Source organism: Verrucomicrobiia bacterium (assembly GCA_035574275.1).
Lineage (GTDB): Bacteria > Zixibacteria > MSB-5A5 > DSPP01 > DSPP01 > DSPP01.
Window position 1 is genome coordinate 56,661 of the sequence record DATLYY010000073.1, and the last position, 16,740, is coordinate 73,400.

Genomic DNA, 16,740 nt, shown 5'->3' on the forward strand with positions numbered 1-16,740 from the left:
CCTTACTGCACGCAGAAGATCGGTTCTGCCAAAAAGGTCGCATTCAGAAGAATCACGACATCGGTCGGGCTTATCAGGGAACCGTCGCAGTTCATATCGGCTATTTCAACCGGGCAGAAGCCGCTATTCAGATAAATGCAGTTAAGCAAAAGCACCACATCCGCCGCCGCCAAGCGTCCGTCACCGTTCATATCTCCTTTAAAGGCGATTTGGTAAACGAAAGCTGAACCAGCGTCGGTTTCCGTTCCAAAGTCGGCTCCCGGAGCGCCGATAAGGAAGCGGGTAATTCCTTCTTTGCCGGTAAGCGACTCAAAGATGCTCACCGACCCGCCCAGCCGGTCTCCGGAGGATTCCCCATCCACCTGGAAAAGGGGCTGGCCGGTTTCACCCGAATAGACCGTCATCGTGCCTGCATCGATTAATCCGTTTGGATCAGCCTCCGGGCCAGCAATGTAAAAATCGTCCTCACCCCCCATGTCCACGTCTTCAATCAAGCCGACGGATCCGCCCAAGCGGTTGGCCTCTTCCGTTCCCTTGAATTCATGCAGAAGCGTCCCGTCCGACCCGGAATAGATGTAGGCGGCGCCGGCATCCAACAGTGTGGCGGCGCTCCCCGCAGAGAGAACATCCGTTCCCGGCGCGCCGACGATGAAATCATCCCCGCCGGCGCCGTCCGGGTTTCCAGAAATTCCAACCGCGTACCCGAACTGATCACCGGCTGCTGGACCGTAAATCGAATACAGAAGTTGCCCGGTCTTACCGGAATAGACATAGGCCGCGCCCGCATCGACCATCCCGTTTATATCCGCCTCCGGCGTTCCGACGATAAAATCCTCCACGCCGTCTTCATCCACATCCCCTCCGACTCCCAGGGATCCCCCCAGCCGATTGGCGGCCTCTTCGCCGGTTATTTGATAAAGCAGGCTGCCGTCCAGACCGGAATAAACGTAAACTGCGCCGGCATCTTGCAGGACGGTCGAGCCCCCCGCCCCGCCCCCATCGGCGCCCGGGGCGCAAATAATAAACTCGTCGTAATTGTCGCTGTTAATGTCCTCCAGAAGACCGGCAGAGCCTCCCAGCCGGTCCGCCGTGGCGGTTCCTTTGACTTTGTAGAGCACGCTCCCGTCGTAACCGGAATAGACGTAGGCCGCACCCGCGTCGACCATCCCGCTTACGTCCGCGTCGGGCGAACCGACGATGAAATCGGCATAACCATCGTTGTTAACGTCTCCACCGATTCCGGCCGAACCGCCAAGCCGGTCCCCCGATTCAATTCCGTTGATTTCATACAGTAGCTGCCCGTCCGCCCCGGAAAAGACCCCGACCGAACCGGCATCCGGCAGGGCCGCGGAATTTCCCGCCCCTCCAACATCCGCCCCGGGAATGGTAACCAAAAAGTCGGTAAAACCGTCACCGTTTAAGTCCCCGCCGCCGGCAACAGAAAACCCCAGCTGGTCTCCGGCAAAAGCGCCATTACGCTGAAAAAAGAGAACCGCGTTTACGGTGATGGTGAATGAACAGGAAGCGGAGTTTTGTGAAGCATCGGAAGCCGTGCAGGTCACCGTTGTTACGCCGACCGGAAATAGCGAGCCGGAAGGGGGGGAACAGACGGCCCCCGAGCTGGCGCAGTTATCCAATGTGGAGGCGGAATATACGACCGGCACGCCCGTTTGACCGGGCCCGGTGGTGACCGAAATATTTTGATTGCAGAAGACCTGTGGCGGCTCCGCATCCTGCACCGTAACCGGAAACGAGCAGCTGCTTGCATTCCCGGCGGTGTCCGTTGCCGTGCAGACCACGTTGGTTGTACCGACCAGGAAGAAAGAACCGGTCGGAGGGACGCAGGCAACGGTTATCGGACTACATTCTCCAGATGCTTGTATACTATAATTGACAACGGCCCCGCATTGTCCAGGGTCGTTATGCCGGGCGATAAAAGCGGGACAGGTCAAAACCGGAGCTTGGCATCCGCAGGCGCTTGAATCGACGACAAAGGTGAAACAGGTGTTGGAGGAGGATAAATTGGTGCAACGTTTGTTGGCCGCAGGATCGGCCGGGTTGCAGGCGCTGTTGCCAATGTCCGGACAGGGATTCGGCTTTTGTTCCCCCTGAAATTTTATGCGCAGCGAAAATACCCCCGGCGTTTCCGGAACCGTCCAGTTAAAGCAGGCGTTTCCCTGCGCATCCGTCTCAACGGTATCCTCCCCGGCCTGGCCCACATTGGCTCCGCAGTCGCCGGCGTTGACGTAAAAAATAAGGTTTTGGCCCGACAGGGACGACAAATCCCCCGAGCCACAGCGCTGGGAAAGATTGGCACAGATCTCGATTGCCTCGCCGGGGCAAAGCGTATCCGGCAGGCTTGTCATCAAAGAAAGCTGGGTGTTGGCATCCACAAAAAGTGCGGTAGCTTGGGAGCGGGAAGTCTGCCCCGTCGCGCGCACTCGTAAAACTTCCCCGAGGTTGTCGTCGTAGGGAACCGTCCAATCGCTTACAAATCCTCCTCTGGCAGAGGCGGCAACCGTCCAGGGATGATGTCCATCTCCTCCCGTGACGGATGAATCGACATGCTCCACTACCAGTTGCACGCCCTCCCCGGGTAGAAAACCGTTTCCGATTATGCGAACCGTACCGCCCGGGGGATAGTCATATTGGTCGGTGGTCACCGAGGGGCTTAAAAATCCCCCGGTCAAATCGGGGTTTTGCTTTTTGTCGGTGAAACCAAGAAGCGCCGCCGCCGACAAGCACAGAAACAGAAGCTCAGTTTTCCGAACGAGCGTACGTACGATATTTTTTTCTTTGAAAAAGATTAAACCGAAAAACGGCGTCGATGGCAACCGGCACCCCCCCAATTTACTAAGCAAGAAAAAACCTCCTTTTTAGTCGGCGATCCTCTTGTTTCCCTCGAGAGTCAATCTAACCACCCCCCATCGATTGTCAAGCAAATTTTTGACTAACAAGGCGTTAGAAGGGATTTTAGGCACAAAACGGTTGCTCCTGGCGGCCTTGGCACACATATTAGCACCAATGGCGGAATACTTGCAGGAAGAAAACCAGAAACTCCGGCAGGCGGTGGAGGAGCTTTCGCTTTTGAACGAAATTGCCACGGCGGTTTCCTCCACGATGCCGATGGAGGAAATTAACAAGCTTATCGTGAGCAAATGCCTTTCCCGTATCCGGGCAGAACAGGGGTACATCTCTCTTATTGACAGCCAGGAAAAAACCGGTAACACCCACACCTTGGTACGGGTATTCGACAAATCCACCCTAACGGTCCCCTTCCGGCTGGGTATCACGCTCACCGGCTGGATGGTGAAAAACCAAACGCCACTTCTGGTCAATGACGCCTTGACCGACGAACGGTTTCAGGGAACCGAGTGGAACGGCGTTCCCGTCCGCTCGGTTCTTGCCGTACCGCTCAAGGTCAAAAACCGGCTCATCGGCTTTATGGCTCTTTTTAACCGGAAGGAGGGGGATTTCACGCCGGAGGACCAGCGGCTTTTGTCCATTGTGGGGATGCAATCGGCCCAGACCATTGAAGCGGCCCGGCTGTACGAGGAGGAAAAGCGGGCCGCGGCCATGGAAGAGGAGTTGCGGGCCGCCAAGACCATCCAACAAAATCTCCTCCCCAAAACCGTTCCCCAGATAGCCGGCTTTAACGTGGCCGGCTATATGCTCCCGGCCAAGGAAGTGGGAGGGGATTATTACGATTACCTGACTTTGCCGGAAGGGCGCTGGGGGTTTGTGGTGGCCGACGTGGCCGGCAAAGGGCTTCCGGCGGCGATGCTGATGTCAAATCTGCAGGGAACCATCCGCGCCCAGGCCGGCGTGACCAATTCCTGCGCCCAGTGCGTGGTGGTTGCCAACCGGATGCTCAAGCTTTCCGTTTCTCCCGGACAGTTCGTCACCCTCTTTCTGGCCGCATTGGACCCGGTTAAAATGACGCTTTCATACTGCAACGCCGGCCACAATCCCCCCTATCTTTTCAAGCCGGATGGAAGTCACCGGGAGCTGACCGTCGGCGGGCCGCTTTTGGGGGCGTTTGACGGGTTGCCCTATGACGAGGAAACGGTAATGCTTTCTGGGGGGGAGGTCTTGGTGATATTTTCCGATGGCGTTACGGAGGCGAACAATGAAACAGGAGAGATGTTCGGTGAAGGGCGGTTACTTGGAACGGTCAAACCGGTTTTGTCAAAAACAGCTCCGGAGATTTTGGCGCAGGTCACCGAATCCGTGCGCCGTTTCGCCGGCAGCGCCCCGGCGGCGGACGATTTGACGCTTTTGGTGATTAAGGCTCTGTAGATTTTGGCTTTTTCAAGGCCTGAATACTTTCTTCCATCCCCAAAACCTTGAACACGAACGCGTAAATGTCCGATTGCTCCTCGATAACCTTGGTGGTCGGTTTCCCGGCGCCGTGTCCCGCCTTCGTCTCCACCCGCAAAAGAATCGGGTTTTTCCCCGCATCCGCGGTTTGAATGGCGGCGGCGAACTTTTTTGAATGGGCCGGCACCACCCGGTCGTCCGTGTCGGCGCTGGTGATTATTGCGGGCGGGTAAGCCGTTCCTTTCTTGATGTTGTGCAGCGGGGAATAGGCGTGCAGAAACTTGAAATGCTCCGGGTTTTCCTCCGCGTTGCCGTATTCCGGCGCCCAGTAATGGCCGACCGTGAACTTGTGGTAGCGGAGCATGTCAATCACCGGCACCTGGCAGACCACCGCGCCGAAAAGCTCCGGGCGCTGGACCATGCAGGCGGCCACCAAAAGCCCGCCGTTGGAGCCGCCGTTGATGACCAGCTTGGAAGAACTGGTGTATTTATTGGCAATTAACCATTCTCCTGCGGCGATGAAGTCGTCAAACACATTCTGTTTTTTCTCCAGCATTCCGGCTTGGTGCCATTCCTCGCCGTATTCATCCCCACCCCGCAGGCAGGCCGTAGCGTAGATCCCCCCCGCCTCGAGCCAAACCAAGCGGGTAAGAGAGAAGAAGGGAGTCATGCTGGAGTTAAATCCGCCGTAACCGTAGAGCCAGACCGGGTTGTCTCCGTCTGACTCCAACCCTTTTTTGTGCGTGAGGAACATCGGTATTTTGGTGCCATCTTTCGAGGGGTAAAACACCTGCTTGGTTTCATAGCCGGCGGGATCAAAATCGACTTCGGGCTTACGGAAAACGGCGCTCTGATTCGTCTGGAAATCGTAGCGGAAAATGGTGGTCGGGTACAAAAAGGAGGTGAAGTTGTAGAACATTTCGGAGTCGTTGGGCCCCCCGGAAATCCCGGCTACGGAGCCGATGGTGGGCAGTTCGATATCCCGCAGGAAGGAGCCGTTCAGGTTATAAGTTTTCAATTGATTATGAGCATGATGCCGGAACACGACGACGAATTGGTTGTTGACGGCGCTCACCGAAGAAATTACATCCTCCTGCTGGGGCAAAATCTCCCTCCAGTTTTCCCGGGCAGGGTTTTTCAAATCAACGGCGATAATGCGTCCGCGAGGAGCATTCAAATCGGTGTGAAAATAGAAGGTGGAACCGGCATTGTATACGAAACTGTACAGGGCGTCGGCCTCATCCAATAGCCGCACAATTGGCCCGTCGGTTTCCAGATCCTTGTAGTAAATCCGGTTTTTCGGATCCGTGCCGTGCCAGACATGAATGACCAGATAGCGGCCGTCCTCAGTGATTTTTGGAGAAAAGCCCATGTCCCCGTTGTCCGGCCGCTCATAGACGAGCGGGTCTTCCGACTGTGGCGTTCCCAATTTGTGCCAGTAGAGTTTGTTGTAGCGGTTCCGGTCTTCCGGGGCCACGGTGGAAGGATCGGGGTAGCGGTTGTAAAAGAAGCCCTCCTTGTTGTGTTTCCAAGCGACGTCCGTAAACTTGCAAAACTTTAAGACCTCGTCGTAATCCTTGCCGGTGTCCAGATTGCGAATCCGGAATTCCTGTTCATCGCTCCCCTTGGTTGATAAAGCATAGGCCAAGAGCGTTCCGTCCTTGGTGTATTCCGTTGCCGAAAGGGCAATCGTGCCGTCCGTGCTTAGTTGGTTCGGGTCGATGACCACCGAAGGCGTCGCATCCAACCCCTTTTGCATATACAGCACGGACTGGTTTTGCAGCCCCTCGTTTTTGGTGAAGAAATACCGCCCCTCCTTTTTCTTGGGAAGGCCGTATTTGGGATAATTCCAGAGTTTGGTCAGCCGGGTTTTGACCTTTTCCCGCGCGGGAATGTTGACGAAAGCGGCGGTCAATCGGTTTTGCGCCTCCACCCAGTCCAAAACCTCCGGTGAATCCGGATTTTCCAGCCAGCGATACGGGTCGGCCACCTTCGTGCCGTGGTAGTCCTCCACCACCGAGGCATCCATCCGAGCAGGGGGATAGGAGAATTTCTGTCCCCAGCCCACCTGGGTTATTCCCAAGAAGCCGAAAACTAAAAGAAGGATAACACGGCTTTTGAGTAGGTAGGGTTGACTCTTTCGCATAGATAGCGTGGGTTCCTGCTGCATTTGTTTGCTCCTTTGTCGTGTTTTTAAGTTACTCAATGATTAAATGATTGAATGAATCAATTTTTTCACGGCCAGATTTCCGCCGGGCGGCGGTCTTTTTTCTCCAAGGCATCCTTGCCGTGAAATTCAATTTTGGTCGGATATTTGCCCGCAAAGCAGGCTACGCAGAAATTTTCCCTGGGCAAGGAGGGCATCGAAAGCATCCCCTCAATGGAAAGATAGCCGAGCGAGTCCACGCCCAGATACTTGCGAATCTCCTCCACCGTGCGGCTGGATCCGATCAGTTCCTCCTTGGTCGGCATGTCGATGCCGTAAAAACAGGGGGAAACAATCGGCGGCGCCGAAACACGGAAGTGGACTTCCTTGGCCCCGACATCCCGCACCATCGACACCAGTTTTTTGGAGGTGGTGCCGCGCACGATGGAATCATCCACGATCACCACCCGCCGGTCCTTCAAAACCCCCTTCACAGGGTTGAACTTTATGCGCACGTCCAAGTCCCGGATGGCCTGCTCCGGGTGGATGAAGGTGCGCCCCACATAGTGATTGCGTATGAAGCCGATTTCCAGCTTGATGCCGGACTGTTCCGAAAAACCGAGCGCGGCGGTGTTGGAGCTGTCCGGAACGGCAATGACGATGTCCGCCTCCACCGGTTTTTCGATGGCCAGCTGCCGTCCCAGCCGGCGGCGCACCTTGTCCACATTTTCCCCGTAAATCATCGAATCGGGGCGGGCGAAGTAGATGAATTCGAAGATGCAAAAAGCGTGCTCCTGCTTTTCAAACGGGAAATACGACTTTGGCCCTTTTTCATCGATGACCAAGACCTCCCCCGGGTTCACTTCCCGCAAATACTCCGCGCCGATGATGTCGAAAGCGCAGGTTTCGGAGGCCACGACCCAGGCGCGGTCAATTCTTCCCAAGGCCATGGGCCTAAACCCCTTTGGGTCGCGGGCCGCCACGATGGCTTCGTTCGTTATGAACGTAAGTGAATACGCCCCTTCGCACTGCTTCAGTGCATCGATGATTTTTTCGATCGGATCGTTCTTCTTGGAGTGCGCCACCAAATGCAAAATCAACTCCGTATCGGTGGTGGATTGGAAGATGGCGCCCGCATCCTCCAGTTTTTTGCGAAGCGATAGCGTGTTCGTCAAGTTGCCGTTGTGGCCGACGGCGATGCTTTTTCCCTTGTAATGGAACAAAAACGGCTGGATGTTGGTGACGGAATTGGCCCCGGTGGTGGAGTAGCGGTTGTGGCCGATGGCGATATGCCCGGGCAATTCCGCAAGCGACTCCTTGGTGAAAACGTCGTTGACCTGTCCCATCCCTTTGCGGATATGCAGTTTCCCATTGAAATTGGAGACGATTCCGGACGATTCCTGTCCGCGGTGCTGGAGGGAATAAAGCCCCAGATAAGTCAATTCCGCGGCGTTTTTAGCGCCGTAAATGCCAAAAACCCCGCATTTTTCCGGTAAAAGCTCGGCAGGCATCGGCTATTTCGCCTCCATCTATAATTCATATTAAACGCTTTTCACCCCTTTTGTCAATCCGGTTGACAGTCCAGCGCTTACCGACTATACTTGGCCTGTGTCCAAAAACGGACCGATTGTAAACCTGCCCAATTTACTTTCATTTGCCCGCTTGGGGCTTTTACCGGTTTTTTTGCTGCTATTAACCGCCGAGTCTGCCGCCGCCCGTCTCTGGGCCTACGTTTTGGGGCTTTTCGGCCTTGTTTCAGACGTTTTGGATGGTTTTTTGGCCCGCCGGCTGAATCAAGTAACCGAATTCGGCAAGATTCTGGACCCGCTTTCGGACAAAATCATCGTAGCCGGCCTGACCATTTTTGCAATGCTCGAGAAAAATTTTCCGTTGTGGCTGGCCGTTCTGATTCTGGGAAGGGATGTATTTATCATTCTTCTGGCGTTAATTTGGAAGAACAAATTGACTTTCGTCCCAACCTCCAATCTCATCGGCAGGCTGGCAGCCTTGACGGTGTCCCTCACTTTGCTTGCCTATGTATTCGATTTTCATTCCGCCGCGCGGATTTTGACGCCCGCGGCGCTCGGAATGATTTTATTTTCTTCGGCCGTTTACGGCCGGCGTTTTCTGCGCCAGCTTGGACGGACGGCCGCACTTCGAACGGGAGGTTCTAATGCTTGACGTTGGAAAGGCGTTTTCCCTGCTTTTCGCCGACAAACGCTGGCTGGAAAAGTGGCTTTTGGGGGCGCTTTTGCACATCGCCGCCGTATTGATAATCGGAATCCCTTTTCTTTTGGGCTATCTGCTGGAAGTCACCCGCCGGGCCTTGAAGGAAGAAACCTTTGAGCTTCCGGAATGGCAGGAGTGGGGGATATTTTTCGGCCAGGGGCTTATCTTTTTTATCATCCTATTGGTTTATTCCTTGCCGGTGGTTTTCTTTTCCGTCATTTCCGGCTGCCTGACTTTGCCCTATCTACTTTTGCTCTATTTTATTTTTCCCGTTCTGGCTTTTCGCTTTGCGCAGACCGGTGATTTTGCCTCCGCCTTTCGATTCAATGAAATGCTGGCCTTCATTCAAGCCAACCTGGCCAATTTGGTGGTCGTCTGGTTCGTAGGTCTCTTGGCCACAGTGGTGGCTTCCTTCGGCATTTTGGCTTTTTTTATCGGCATCTGCTTTTCCGCCTTTTGGGCGGAAGTGGCGATGTTTTATCTTTCCGGTTCACTTGCCCGGGTGGCGCCCCAAACGCCACCGCCTTCCGCTCCGACATCTCCTCCCTCCGTATGAGCACTCTTTACATCCGGGCACACCGGTTTGGAGCGTTTGTAGACCGCCACAAAAGAAATCTTTTATTCTGTTTGTTTCTCGCCATTCCGCTGACGGCTTTGGCATTTTCCGAGCTTGCGCCATCTTTTGGGCATTCACTTTTCTCACCGGTTTGTCATCAGGGTCCGGAGCGGTCTTTAGGGTCCTTGCCGCTCTGTTCCCGCTGCTTGGGTCTCTATCTTGGATTTGGATTGGCGGGGTTTTTGGTCCCGGCGTTCTCCCTTCGTTTTTCTCTGAAGTTTATCGTTGTTGGACTGGCACTTTCTTTTGTCCTGGCGGTTTTGAGTTTCTTTTTCCCAATCGCCGACGGCAATTACCTGCGGTTGATCTTGGGCCTTTCCGTGGGTGCTGGGCTTGCATCACTTGTTAAGTCCATCCTGAAGTAACGTGCTTTCCCGCCTTGCCATTTCCAACTTTGGCCTCGTCGAGGCCTTGGAGCTGGACTTTGAACCCGGTCTGACCGTTATCACCGGCGAGACGGGGGCAGGGAAATCGCTTTTGGTCGGGGCGCTTGGTTTATTATTGGGAGAAAAGGGTTCCGCCGAGCTGGTTCGCACCGCGGAATCCCGCGCCGTGGTTGAAGGATTCTTTTCCGGGTTGCCAGCCGATATACGACTTCTGCTTGATGAAGGGGGTGTCGAGCCGGAAGCCGAGCTGGTTTTGCGCCGCGAACTGAATGCAGATGGCGGCTCCCGCGCTTTTGCCAACGGCCGCGGAATTACGGCCGGTCTTCTGCGCCGTTTAGGGGGCTTTCTGGTTGACTTTCACGGCCAGCACGAACACCAATCGCTTCTTGTCGCCGCCAACCACCGTTACCTCTTTGACCGGGTTGTTTTACCGGAACAATCCCTCTCGACGCTTGCCGAAGCGTATGCCCGGTTGAGACAGAAGCAAAAGGTTTGGTACGAGTTTGTCAATCAGCGCAAATTGAAGCCCGAAGAGGCGGAACTTTTAGCTTTTCAGATTCAGGAAATCCGGGCAGCCGGTTTGTCCGATGGGGAAGAAGCCAAACTTGCTGTCGAAAGAAAAATTCTTGAAAATGTCGAGAAACTCCGGCTATCGCTTGAAAGTGCGCTTTCCATTTTGGATGAGGGGGAAGTGGCTGCCCGGATGCAAATGGCCGCCGCTTTGAAAGAGCTCAAACGGGGGGAGACGCTGGATGCGAATTTTGCCGATTGGGCCAGCCGCCTTGAGTCCGTATCCGCCGAATTGGGGGAGATAATTCGGGATGCTGACCGTTACCGTTCCAATCTGGACGCTTCCCCGGAGCGGTTGATGGAGGTTTTGGACCGGCTCGACCTGTATCAAAAACTGAAAAAGAAGTACGGCGATACGGTGGCCGCCGTTCACGAATTTCAAGCTGTCGCCGAAGCTCGGCTGGCTGCTTATACCTCTCAAAAATCCTTTGAACAAAACTACCTGACGGAGTTGCACGAGGCGGAAAGGGAATACCTGGAAGAGGCCAAAAAACTTTCCGAACAACGCCAGAAGGCCGTTCCAAAATTCGTCCAGGAGCTTTCCGCCCAGCTTCGGGATTTGTCTCTCAAGGATACCCGTTTTGACGTCCGTTTCAGTGTAAAGGAATCAAAAGAAGGAATTGACTGGAACGGGTCGAAAGTCGGGTATGATGAGAGCGGCTTTGACCAGGTGGAATTCTTCTTTTCCGCCAATCCAGGCGAGGAACCCAAACCGCTGGCCAAAACCGCCTCCGGCGGGGAGCTTTCCCGCTTGATGCTGGCTTTAAAACTTTTGGCCGCCGGGAAGGATCAACCGGCCACCTTGGTTTTCGACGAAATCGACCAAGGTCTGGGAGGGGACACGGCCTATAGGGTGGGAGAGAAGCTATTACAGGCCGCCGGAGATTATCAGGTGTTTTGCATCACCCACTTACAGCAAATCGCGGCGTTAGCGAACCATCATTTTCTGGTCTCCAAAGAGAAGAACGGCTCGCGGAACCTGGTCAAAGTCGCCAAGCTGTCCGAGTCGGCACGCAAGGCGGAAATTGCCCGGATGCTGGCGGGTTCCAAGGCCGGGGAGGCCGCTTTAAAACAGGCCGAAGAAATGCTCGTTGGCCAGAGGGGTCTAAAAAAGCCGCCTTTGGCGGCTAAACCTTCAAAAGGAAGATAGTTTTTGTCTTGGTGGAGAGGTGGTTGGGACGAATCACTAATCTCTAATCACCAATCACTGTCTCTGGTGGAGCGGAGGGGAGTCGAACCCCTGACCTCCTGAATGCCATTCAGGCGTTCTCCCAACTGAACTACCGCCCCGGTCGTAAGCCAATATCAGCGCCTAATCAAATTTTGTCAATTCAAGTTTCAAGCCATTCACGCATGCACCTCCCCGCCCCGAGGGAACAAAACCGCGCCCCCAAGGGTATTCAAATATGAAAGAGTTTGACTTTTGAAAAGCGGGTATTAGATTAAAAACGGGAGGGTTGGAGAGCATGGCGGACGCCATTTGCCATAGTGTATATAACCCGGTTGGGCGTGAAAGAGGATAAAATGCAGGAGAATAAGTTCTACAAGTTGCTTCTGGTCTTCGTAGTTTTTCTATCCCTCGGAATCATCTGGGTGGTCGGCCAGAGCGAGGCGACTGCCCCAAATTCCTCTCCCGAAATTGCCCAGTCAGACACCCTGCGGATTGAAACCGGCGACCGTGGAACCATCCGCCTTTCCCCGGAGACGATTTACAGTTCGGTAAAAATCTTCAACGATGTCGCCATCCAGATTAAAAACCGCTACATGGACGATGTCGAATCCCGCAATCTTATCCTTTCCGGCATCCGCGGGATGCTGGACGATTTGGACCCCTTCTCCGTTTTGATGGAGCGAAAGCCGTACGAAGATTTGATGGAAACCACCCAGGGGCGTTACGAAGGGCTGGGGATGCAAATCGACTCCCGGGACAACGTTATTACCATCATCACCCCCATCGAGGGAACGCCGGCCTACCGGATGGGTTTTCGCGCGGGGGACAAAATCATTGAAATCGACGGCAAATCAACCGTCAACATGGCCACGGAAGATGCCTCCCGCTTGATGCGGGGCCCCGCCGGCACCACCGTTCACCTGAAAATCCAGCGGGAAGGAGTTCCGGGGTATTTGGACTTTGACGTCCAGCGGGCGGTGATTGAAATAAAAACCGTCCCCTATGCCGGGATTATGGACGGCGGTATCGGCTATATCCGGCTTTCCCGCTTTGGGGAAGACAGTCCACGGGAGATCAAGCAGGCGTTGGAGGACTTGAAGCAGAAGGGGGCCAAGGGGGTAATCTTTGACCTGCGCTCCAACGGGGGCGGTCTTTTGGAGCAATCGGTGGAAATCGCCAATCTCTTTTTGGAAAAAGACCGTCTGATTGTCTATACCCTCGGGCAGGACGTGGATGAAAAGCGCACCTACATTTCGCGCGACGAACCGGTGTTCAAGGACGGCCCGCTCGTGGTTTTGGTGGACGATCAGACCGCCTCCGCTTCCGAAATCGTGGCCGGCGCCCTGCAGGATTGGGATCGGGGGGTGGTCATCGGCGATACGACTTACGGCAAGGGGCTGGTTCAACAGGTTTTTCCGGTGCAGGGGACCAACGACTACTTTTTGAAGCTGACAACGGCCCGCTACTTTACCCCCTCCGGCCGTTCCATCCAGAAGCCGGAGAAGTCAAAGAAGCACCCCAAGCCGATTGCTTCGCTGAACGGCACGGACGCCCCGGCCCCGGTGGAGCACCCGACTTTCAAGACCCAAAACGGACGCACCGTTATCGGTTCCGGCGGCATCGTGCCGGACGTTGCCATGTCCCGTGAAACCTGGAGACCGCTTGAATTCAACCTGGAACGGCAGATGATGTTCTTTGATTTTGCCGTGCAATACACCAGCAAGCATCCGAACCTGCCGGCCGATTTCCCGGTCACGGATCAAATGATTGAGGAGTTCCGCCAGTTCGTCAAAAGCAAGGACTTTACCTACAAGACCGGCTTTGAAGTCGAAATGGATTCCTTGAAAGCCCAGGCCGAGCGGGAAGGGCGGAAGGAGGCCCTGGCCCCCTACTTTGAGCAGATGAAAGCTGCAATGGTGGCCGAAAAGGAGAAGGATTTTGATGCCAGCAAGGATTACATCCGCCGGGCTTTGAAGCGGGAGATTTTGCTGAAGCTCTACAGCCAAAAGGGGTACTACGAGCAGGCGGTTTTTAAGGATGACCCGTTCGTCAAGAAGGCGTCGGAAATCTTGAACAACAAGGTCGAATACGAAAAGTTGCTTAAACCAAGCCAGAAAAAGGGGTAGTTTTTCAGGAAGGGCCGGCCCTGGCCTGCCGCTGTGAAGGAAAAATAAAAAGCCCCCCGGTATTAAGGGGGGGCTTTTAGTTTTTGAGCGTAGTTAGAAGTTTACTTCCGCTTCACCCGGTTTTTTCTTCTTTCTGGAAGGTTCCTTCTTCTCAAACCGGTCGTCGATGCCGTTGCCGTTTTTGTCTCTGAAGTCGTCGTATTTTTTCTTTCCCTCGGCTTCCTTTTCCCGGTCGGTTGTTTTCTCCTCTTTTCCCCCTTTTTCCCGTTTGGCTGGCTTTTCCTTGTCAAGTGCAGCGATTTCCAATCCGCCGCCGGTTTCTTCGACTTGTTGGGCAAAGGTCGAATAGAGTAAGATGGCGGCCCGGGCGGGCAAGGGCTCGAAAACGAGCCCCGCCGCCAGCGCCATTATGGTCAGTTTCTTGAACATCGGTTTCACCAAATTACCTTTTTGACCCTTTAAGGTCAATCGTCACGCCCTTTTTTGGAGGAGCCGCGGGAGCGGCCTTCGTTGCCGCCGTCGCGCTTGGAGCGCTCCACTTTGGCCGGTTCGGATGAACGGCTGGATTCCCTTTTGCTTCTTTCCACCTGCCGGGGCTCGTCCGACTGTCTGGAAGGACGCTCCTTTTTGCGGCTTTCCTCATAGCTTCCGGAGGAGCGCTCCTTCTTGCCTCCTTCAAAGCGTTCCCCGTCATCCCGGTTGCCGGAGGAGCGGTCTTTCTTCCCTTCCTCCCAGTTCCGGTAACGGACTTTTTCCCTTGCTTCTCCGTCATCGCGATCCTTCCGGCTTCCTTCGGAGCGCTCCACCTGCTCTTTACGGGCTTCATCCCAGGCCTCGTAGACCGACTTGGATTTCTTCCCTTCGCGGGAGCTCACTTTTTCCCGGTCGGAGCCCCGGGAACGGATTTTCTCGCGCCCGCCGTCCCGGTTTCTTTCAATCACCTCGCGGATGGTGGAGCGTTTTTTGGTTTCGCGGCGGTCAACCACCGCCTTGCCGTCGTCGCGATGGGATTTTTCCCGTACCACCGTGCCCAAGAGTTTTGATTTTCCCCAGTCCCGGTCGTCATCCCTCGAAACCCAGGTCTTGAAACGAACGTCCTTGCGAATGACGTCCCGGTAACGGCTGTCGCCATAGTGATGATGGCGGTACTTGTACCGGTAGTCCGGCGAAATGAGGCAGAAGTAGGTGTAGGGGTAGTAGTACCGGTAATAGCGGTAGTTCCGGTAGCCGAAGTGGAAGCTTACCGAGAAGTTGACCGAAAACCGGCGTTTGGGATAGACGTAGATGTGCCGCACGTACGGAGGGCAGCCGGGCTGGTACACCCGCACAATGTGCGTGCCGGGGTAGAGCCGCCATCCGTAGATCGGCGCCACGCCGCAGTAAACCCCGTCAATCCAGATTTCCGAGCCGTAGGGATAATCAAAGTCGCACCAGCCGTAGTCATACACCACCGGGGCATACACCGTGTGCGGCCGCGGTTTGACGTAAAAGGTGAACAAGTCTTCGGCGCAGTCGTCCGGATAGCGCTTGATGGGTATGAGCCGGCTGTTCAGGTCGTAGATGAACTCCTCGATGTCCTCGTCATCCACCTGCACGGGGGAGGAGTAGTTCCGGCTCGGGGCGCGCGTGCCGCGGTAATAGGAGGGCCAGTTGTCCGGCAGCTCGAACGGCCGCGTGGAGGCCACGGCCTGCACGAACTCCACTCCTTGCGGGCCGGTTACCCACAAATCATAATCATCCCGCCGATCCGGCAGTTCATAGGTCACCCCGCCGCGGACAAACCGCGCCTCGCCCGGACGCTCCGGATGAAGCAGGAAAACGTGACCGCGGGAATCGATGTTATAGAGCGCCACGTAGGCATCCCGGTTCGTGCGGAAGTAGAGGGTGATTTTTTCCCCTTCGTAATAGGTGTCTTCGTTTTCCCGGTCCGCCCAGAGCTCGATTTCGAGCGGTTCGCGCGGCCCCGGAACGATGCGGTTAGGGGCGTAGTCGTCGTCATCATCCGCCCAAACCTTGGCCGTCATTCCCAGTCCTATCAGGAATATCAAGAATAGCTTTTTCATAAACTTCTCCTTTCTATGATACGCTTTCGGCTTTCTTTTTTGCGCCGGTTTTTCTTCTTTCAAACCGAGGAGGGAGAGGTAGTATCCTCCCCGCTCCGCAAGCGCCCGGTGAATCCGGTCGGTCATCAGTTCGAGTGTCATACCTACCTCGTAATTTGTCTCCGCAAGTAGGTCGTGGGGTCATGCTGGGGCTTCTTGATTACGGCCGGCTTCAGTTCGAGTTGGCCCAATCCAGAACCATCGATCTGGTACCCCCAGTCGAAATAGACCGTGGAGTTGGGGTTGTCAATCGAGGTGATTCGAATTTTGGCGTAATGGTCATCCGCCGTCCAGACCACATAGGTGTGCCCCACAATCGCTTCCACCCATCCCACCGCCGACCAGCCGGAAGTTGGGGAGTAAGAAACGTCGTCGAAACTGTCGGTATATCCCATATCTTGAAGGTCTGTGTTGACGTTGATAGGGGAGACGTTTATGAACCAGGCCGCATCTGCCGAGCTATATTCGAAATAGATGTCAGCAGAGCCGCTATTCCACGCCACCACGCTCCCGTACGGAGCGGAATTGGTGAAAGCGAACCCTGCCGTGCTTGGATGCAAGTTGAAATCTTGCACCAAGCTCGAACCCTCCGGCCGTGGGGTATCGTAGGCAAGTTCGGAACGGGGACTTTCGTTTCCGGAATGATCAAAGGCAGTAACGAAATAGAAATAGGTCCGGCCATAATCTAAGTTCTGGTCGGTGTAATTAGTCTCGGAAAGGTTGGCAATCTTCACATATTGACCGTCAACTTGGTCAGGTCTTTTCCAGATCCTGTAACCCGCCAAGTCCCGTTCAGTATTGGGATACCATTCCAAAACTACCCATCCATCACCGGTTATAGATTGTAAACCGCGTGGAGCAGCTGGCGGTTCTGTGTCGTATATAACAACTTTTTCGGTGCAACCAGTTAAAGCCAGCAATAAAGCCGTCAGTCTTATCCTTTTCATCGCTTTCATACCCACTCCTTTCCATCATCTATTTAGCAATAGGACTGCCAGATATTAAGCATATTGATATACAATGAATTGTGAGATTATATTAAAGCATCACTTCACTTGTGCGCCAAGATTTGCC

Annotated in this window: 12 protein-coding genes and 1 tRNA gene; 6 read left to right on the plus strand and 7 right to left on the minus strand. The window is 54.8% G+C overall.

Translation table 11 applies throughout. The features are described from left to right. Positions 1 to 2 precede the first annotated feature (2 nt). The gene (locus VNL73_09990) at positions 3 to 2,834 is read right to left on the minus strand and encodes an HYR domain-containing protein (GenBank protein HXF49737.1); all 2,832 of its coding nucleotides are present in this window, start codon (positions 2,832 to 2,834) and stop codon (positions 3 to 5) included. A gap of 190 nt (positions 2,835 to 3,024) precedes the next feature. On the opposite strand from VNL73_09990, the gene VNL73_09995 reads away from it, so the two are divergent. Next, positions 3,025 to 4,299 carry a GAF domain-containing SpoIIE family protein phosphatase gene (locus VNL73_09995; protein ID HXF49738.1) on the plus strand — a complete coding sequence of 425 codons (1,275 nt, stop codon included), beginning with the start codon at positions 3,025 to 3,027 and terminating at the stop codon, positions 4,297 to 4,299. Here the strand turns inward: VNL73_09995 and VNL73_10000 are convergent. After that, on the minus strand, positions 4,286 to 6,466 hold the full coding sequence (locus tag VNL73_10000) for a prolyl oligopeptidase family serine peptidase (protein HXF49739.1): 2,181 nt from the start codon (positions 6,464 to 6,466) through the stop codon (positions 4,286 to 4,288). The genes VNL73_09995 and VNL73_10000 overlap by 14 nt on opposite strands. 89 nt (positions 6,467 to 6,555) lie before the next feature. Beyond that, positions 6,556 to 7,977, minus strand: a complete 1,422-nt coding sequence (purF, locus tag VNL73_10005; protein HXF49740.1) for an amidophosphoribosyltransferase — start codon at positions 7,975 to 7,977, stop codon at positions 6,556 to 6,558. 97 nt (positions 7,978 to 8,074) lie between these two features. Here purF and VNL73_10010 point away from each other — a divergent pair, with 97 nt between their 5' ends. The 4 genes from VNL73_10010 (at position 8,075) to recN (ending at position 11,417) form a co-directional block, all read left to right on the plus strand. Next, entirely contained in the window at positions 8,075 to 8,647 is a 573-nt protein-coding gene (locus VNL73_10010; protein HXF49741.1) for a CDP-alcohol phosphatidyltransferase family protein, read from the plus strand. Further along, the gene (locus VNL73_10015) at positions 8,640 to 9,251 is read left to right on the plus strand and encodes a DUF4013 domain-containing protein (GenBank protein ID HXF49742.1); all 612 of its coding nucleotides are present in this window, start codon (positions 8,640 to 8,642) and stop codon (positions 9,249 to 9,251) included. Before VNL73_10010 ends, VNL73_10015 begins: the two co-directional genes overlap by 8 nt. A gap of 71 nt (positions 9,252 to 9,322) precedes the next feature. Further along, the gene (locus VNL73_10020; GenBank protein ID HXF49743.1) at positions 9,323 to 9,676 is read left to right on the plus strand and encodes a DUF2085 domain-containing protein; all 354 of its coding nucleotides are present in this window, start codon (positions 9,323 to 9,325) and stop codon (positions 9,674 to 9,676) included. Position 9,677: 1 nt separating this feature from the next. After that, on the plus strand, positions 9,678 to 11,417 hold the full coding sequence (gene recN / locus VNL73_10025) for a DNA repair protein RecN (GenBank protein ID HXF49744.1): 1,740 nt from the start codon (positions 9,678 to 9,680) through the stop codon (positions 11,415 to 11,417). A gap of 64 nt (positions 11,418 to 11,481) precedes the next feature. Here the strand turns inward: recN and VNL73_10030 are convergent. Further along, positions 11,482 to 11,557 (minus strand) — tRNA-Ala (locus tag VNL73_10030). Between the two features lie 198 nt (positions 11,558 to 11,755). On the opposite strand from VNL73_10030, the gene VNL73_10035 reads away from it, so the two are divergent. After that, positions 11,756 to 13,564: a S41 family peptidase gene (locus tag VNL73_10035; GenBank protein ID HXF49745.1), complete on the plus strand. Its 1,809-nt coding sequence runs from the start codon at positions 11,756 to 11,758 to the stop codon at positions 13,562 to 13,564. Between the two features lie 93 nt (positions 13,565 to 13,657). Here the strand turns inward: VNL73_10035 and VNL73_10040 are convergent, their stop codons facing one another. The 3 genes from VNL73_10040 to VNL73_10050 are packed head-to-tail and all read right to left on the minus strand — an operon-like array spanning position 13,658 to position 16,400. After that, positions 13,658 to 13,993, minus strand: coding sequence for a hypothetical protein (locus tag VNL73_10040; protein ID HXF49746.1), 336 nt, complete (start codon positions 13,991 to 13,993; stop codon positions 13,658 to 13,660). 35 nt (positions 13,994 to 14,028) lie between these two features. Continuing rightward, positions 14,029 to 15,768 carry a DUF4384 domain-containing protein gene (locus tag VNL73_10045; GenBank protein HXF49747.1) on the minus strand — a complete coding sequence of 580 codons (1,740 nt, stop codon included), beginning with the start codon at positions 15,766 to 15,768 and terminating at the stop codon, positions 14,029 to 14,031. 2 nt (positions 15,769 to 15,770) lie between these two features. Further along, positions 15,771 to 16,400, minus strand: coding sequence for a hypothetical protein (locus tag VNL73_10050; GenBank protein ID HXF49748.1), 630 nt, complete (start codon positions 16,398 to 16,400; stop codon positions 15,771 to 15,773). Positions 16,401 to 16,740: the final 340 nt, after the last annotated feature.

Excerpts from the sequence above, each read along its gene's own strand:
- VNL73_10040 (HXF49746.1), bottom strand. The coding sequence starts at position 13,993 with ATGTTCAAGAAACTGACCATAATGGCGCTGGCGGCGGGGCTCGTTTTC.
- purF (HXF49740.1), bottom strand. The coding sequence starts at position 7,977 with ATGCCTGCCGAGCTTTTACCGGAAAAATGCGGGGTTTTTGGCATTTAC.
- VNL73_09995 (HXF49738.1), top strand. The coding sequence starts at position 3,025 with ATGGCGGAATACTTGCAGGAAGAAAACCAGAAACTCCGGCAGGCGGTG.
- VNL73_10045 (HXF49747.1), bottom strand. The coding sequence starts at position 15,768 with ATGACACTCGAACTGATGACCGACCGGATTCACCGGGCGCTTGCGGAG.
- VNL73_10015 (HXF49742.1), top strand. The coding sequence starts at position 8,640 with ATGCTTGACGTTGGAAAGGCGTTTTCCCTGCTTTTCGCCGACAAACGC.
- VNL73_10000 (HXF49739.1), bottom strand. The coding sequence starts at position 6,466 with ATGCGAAAGAGTCAACCCTACCTACTCAAAAGCCGTGTTATCCTTCTT.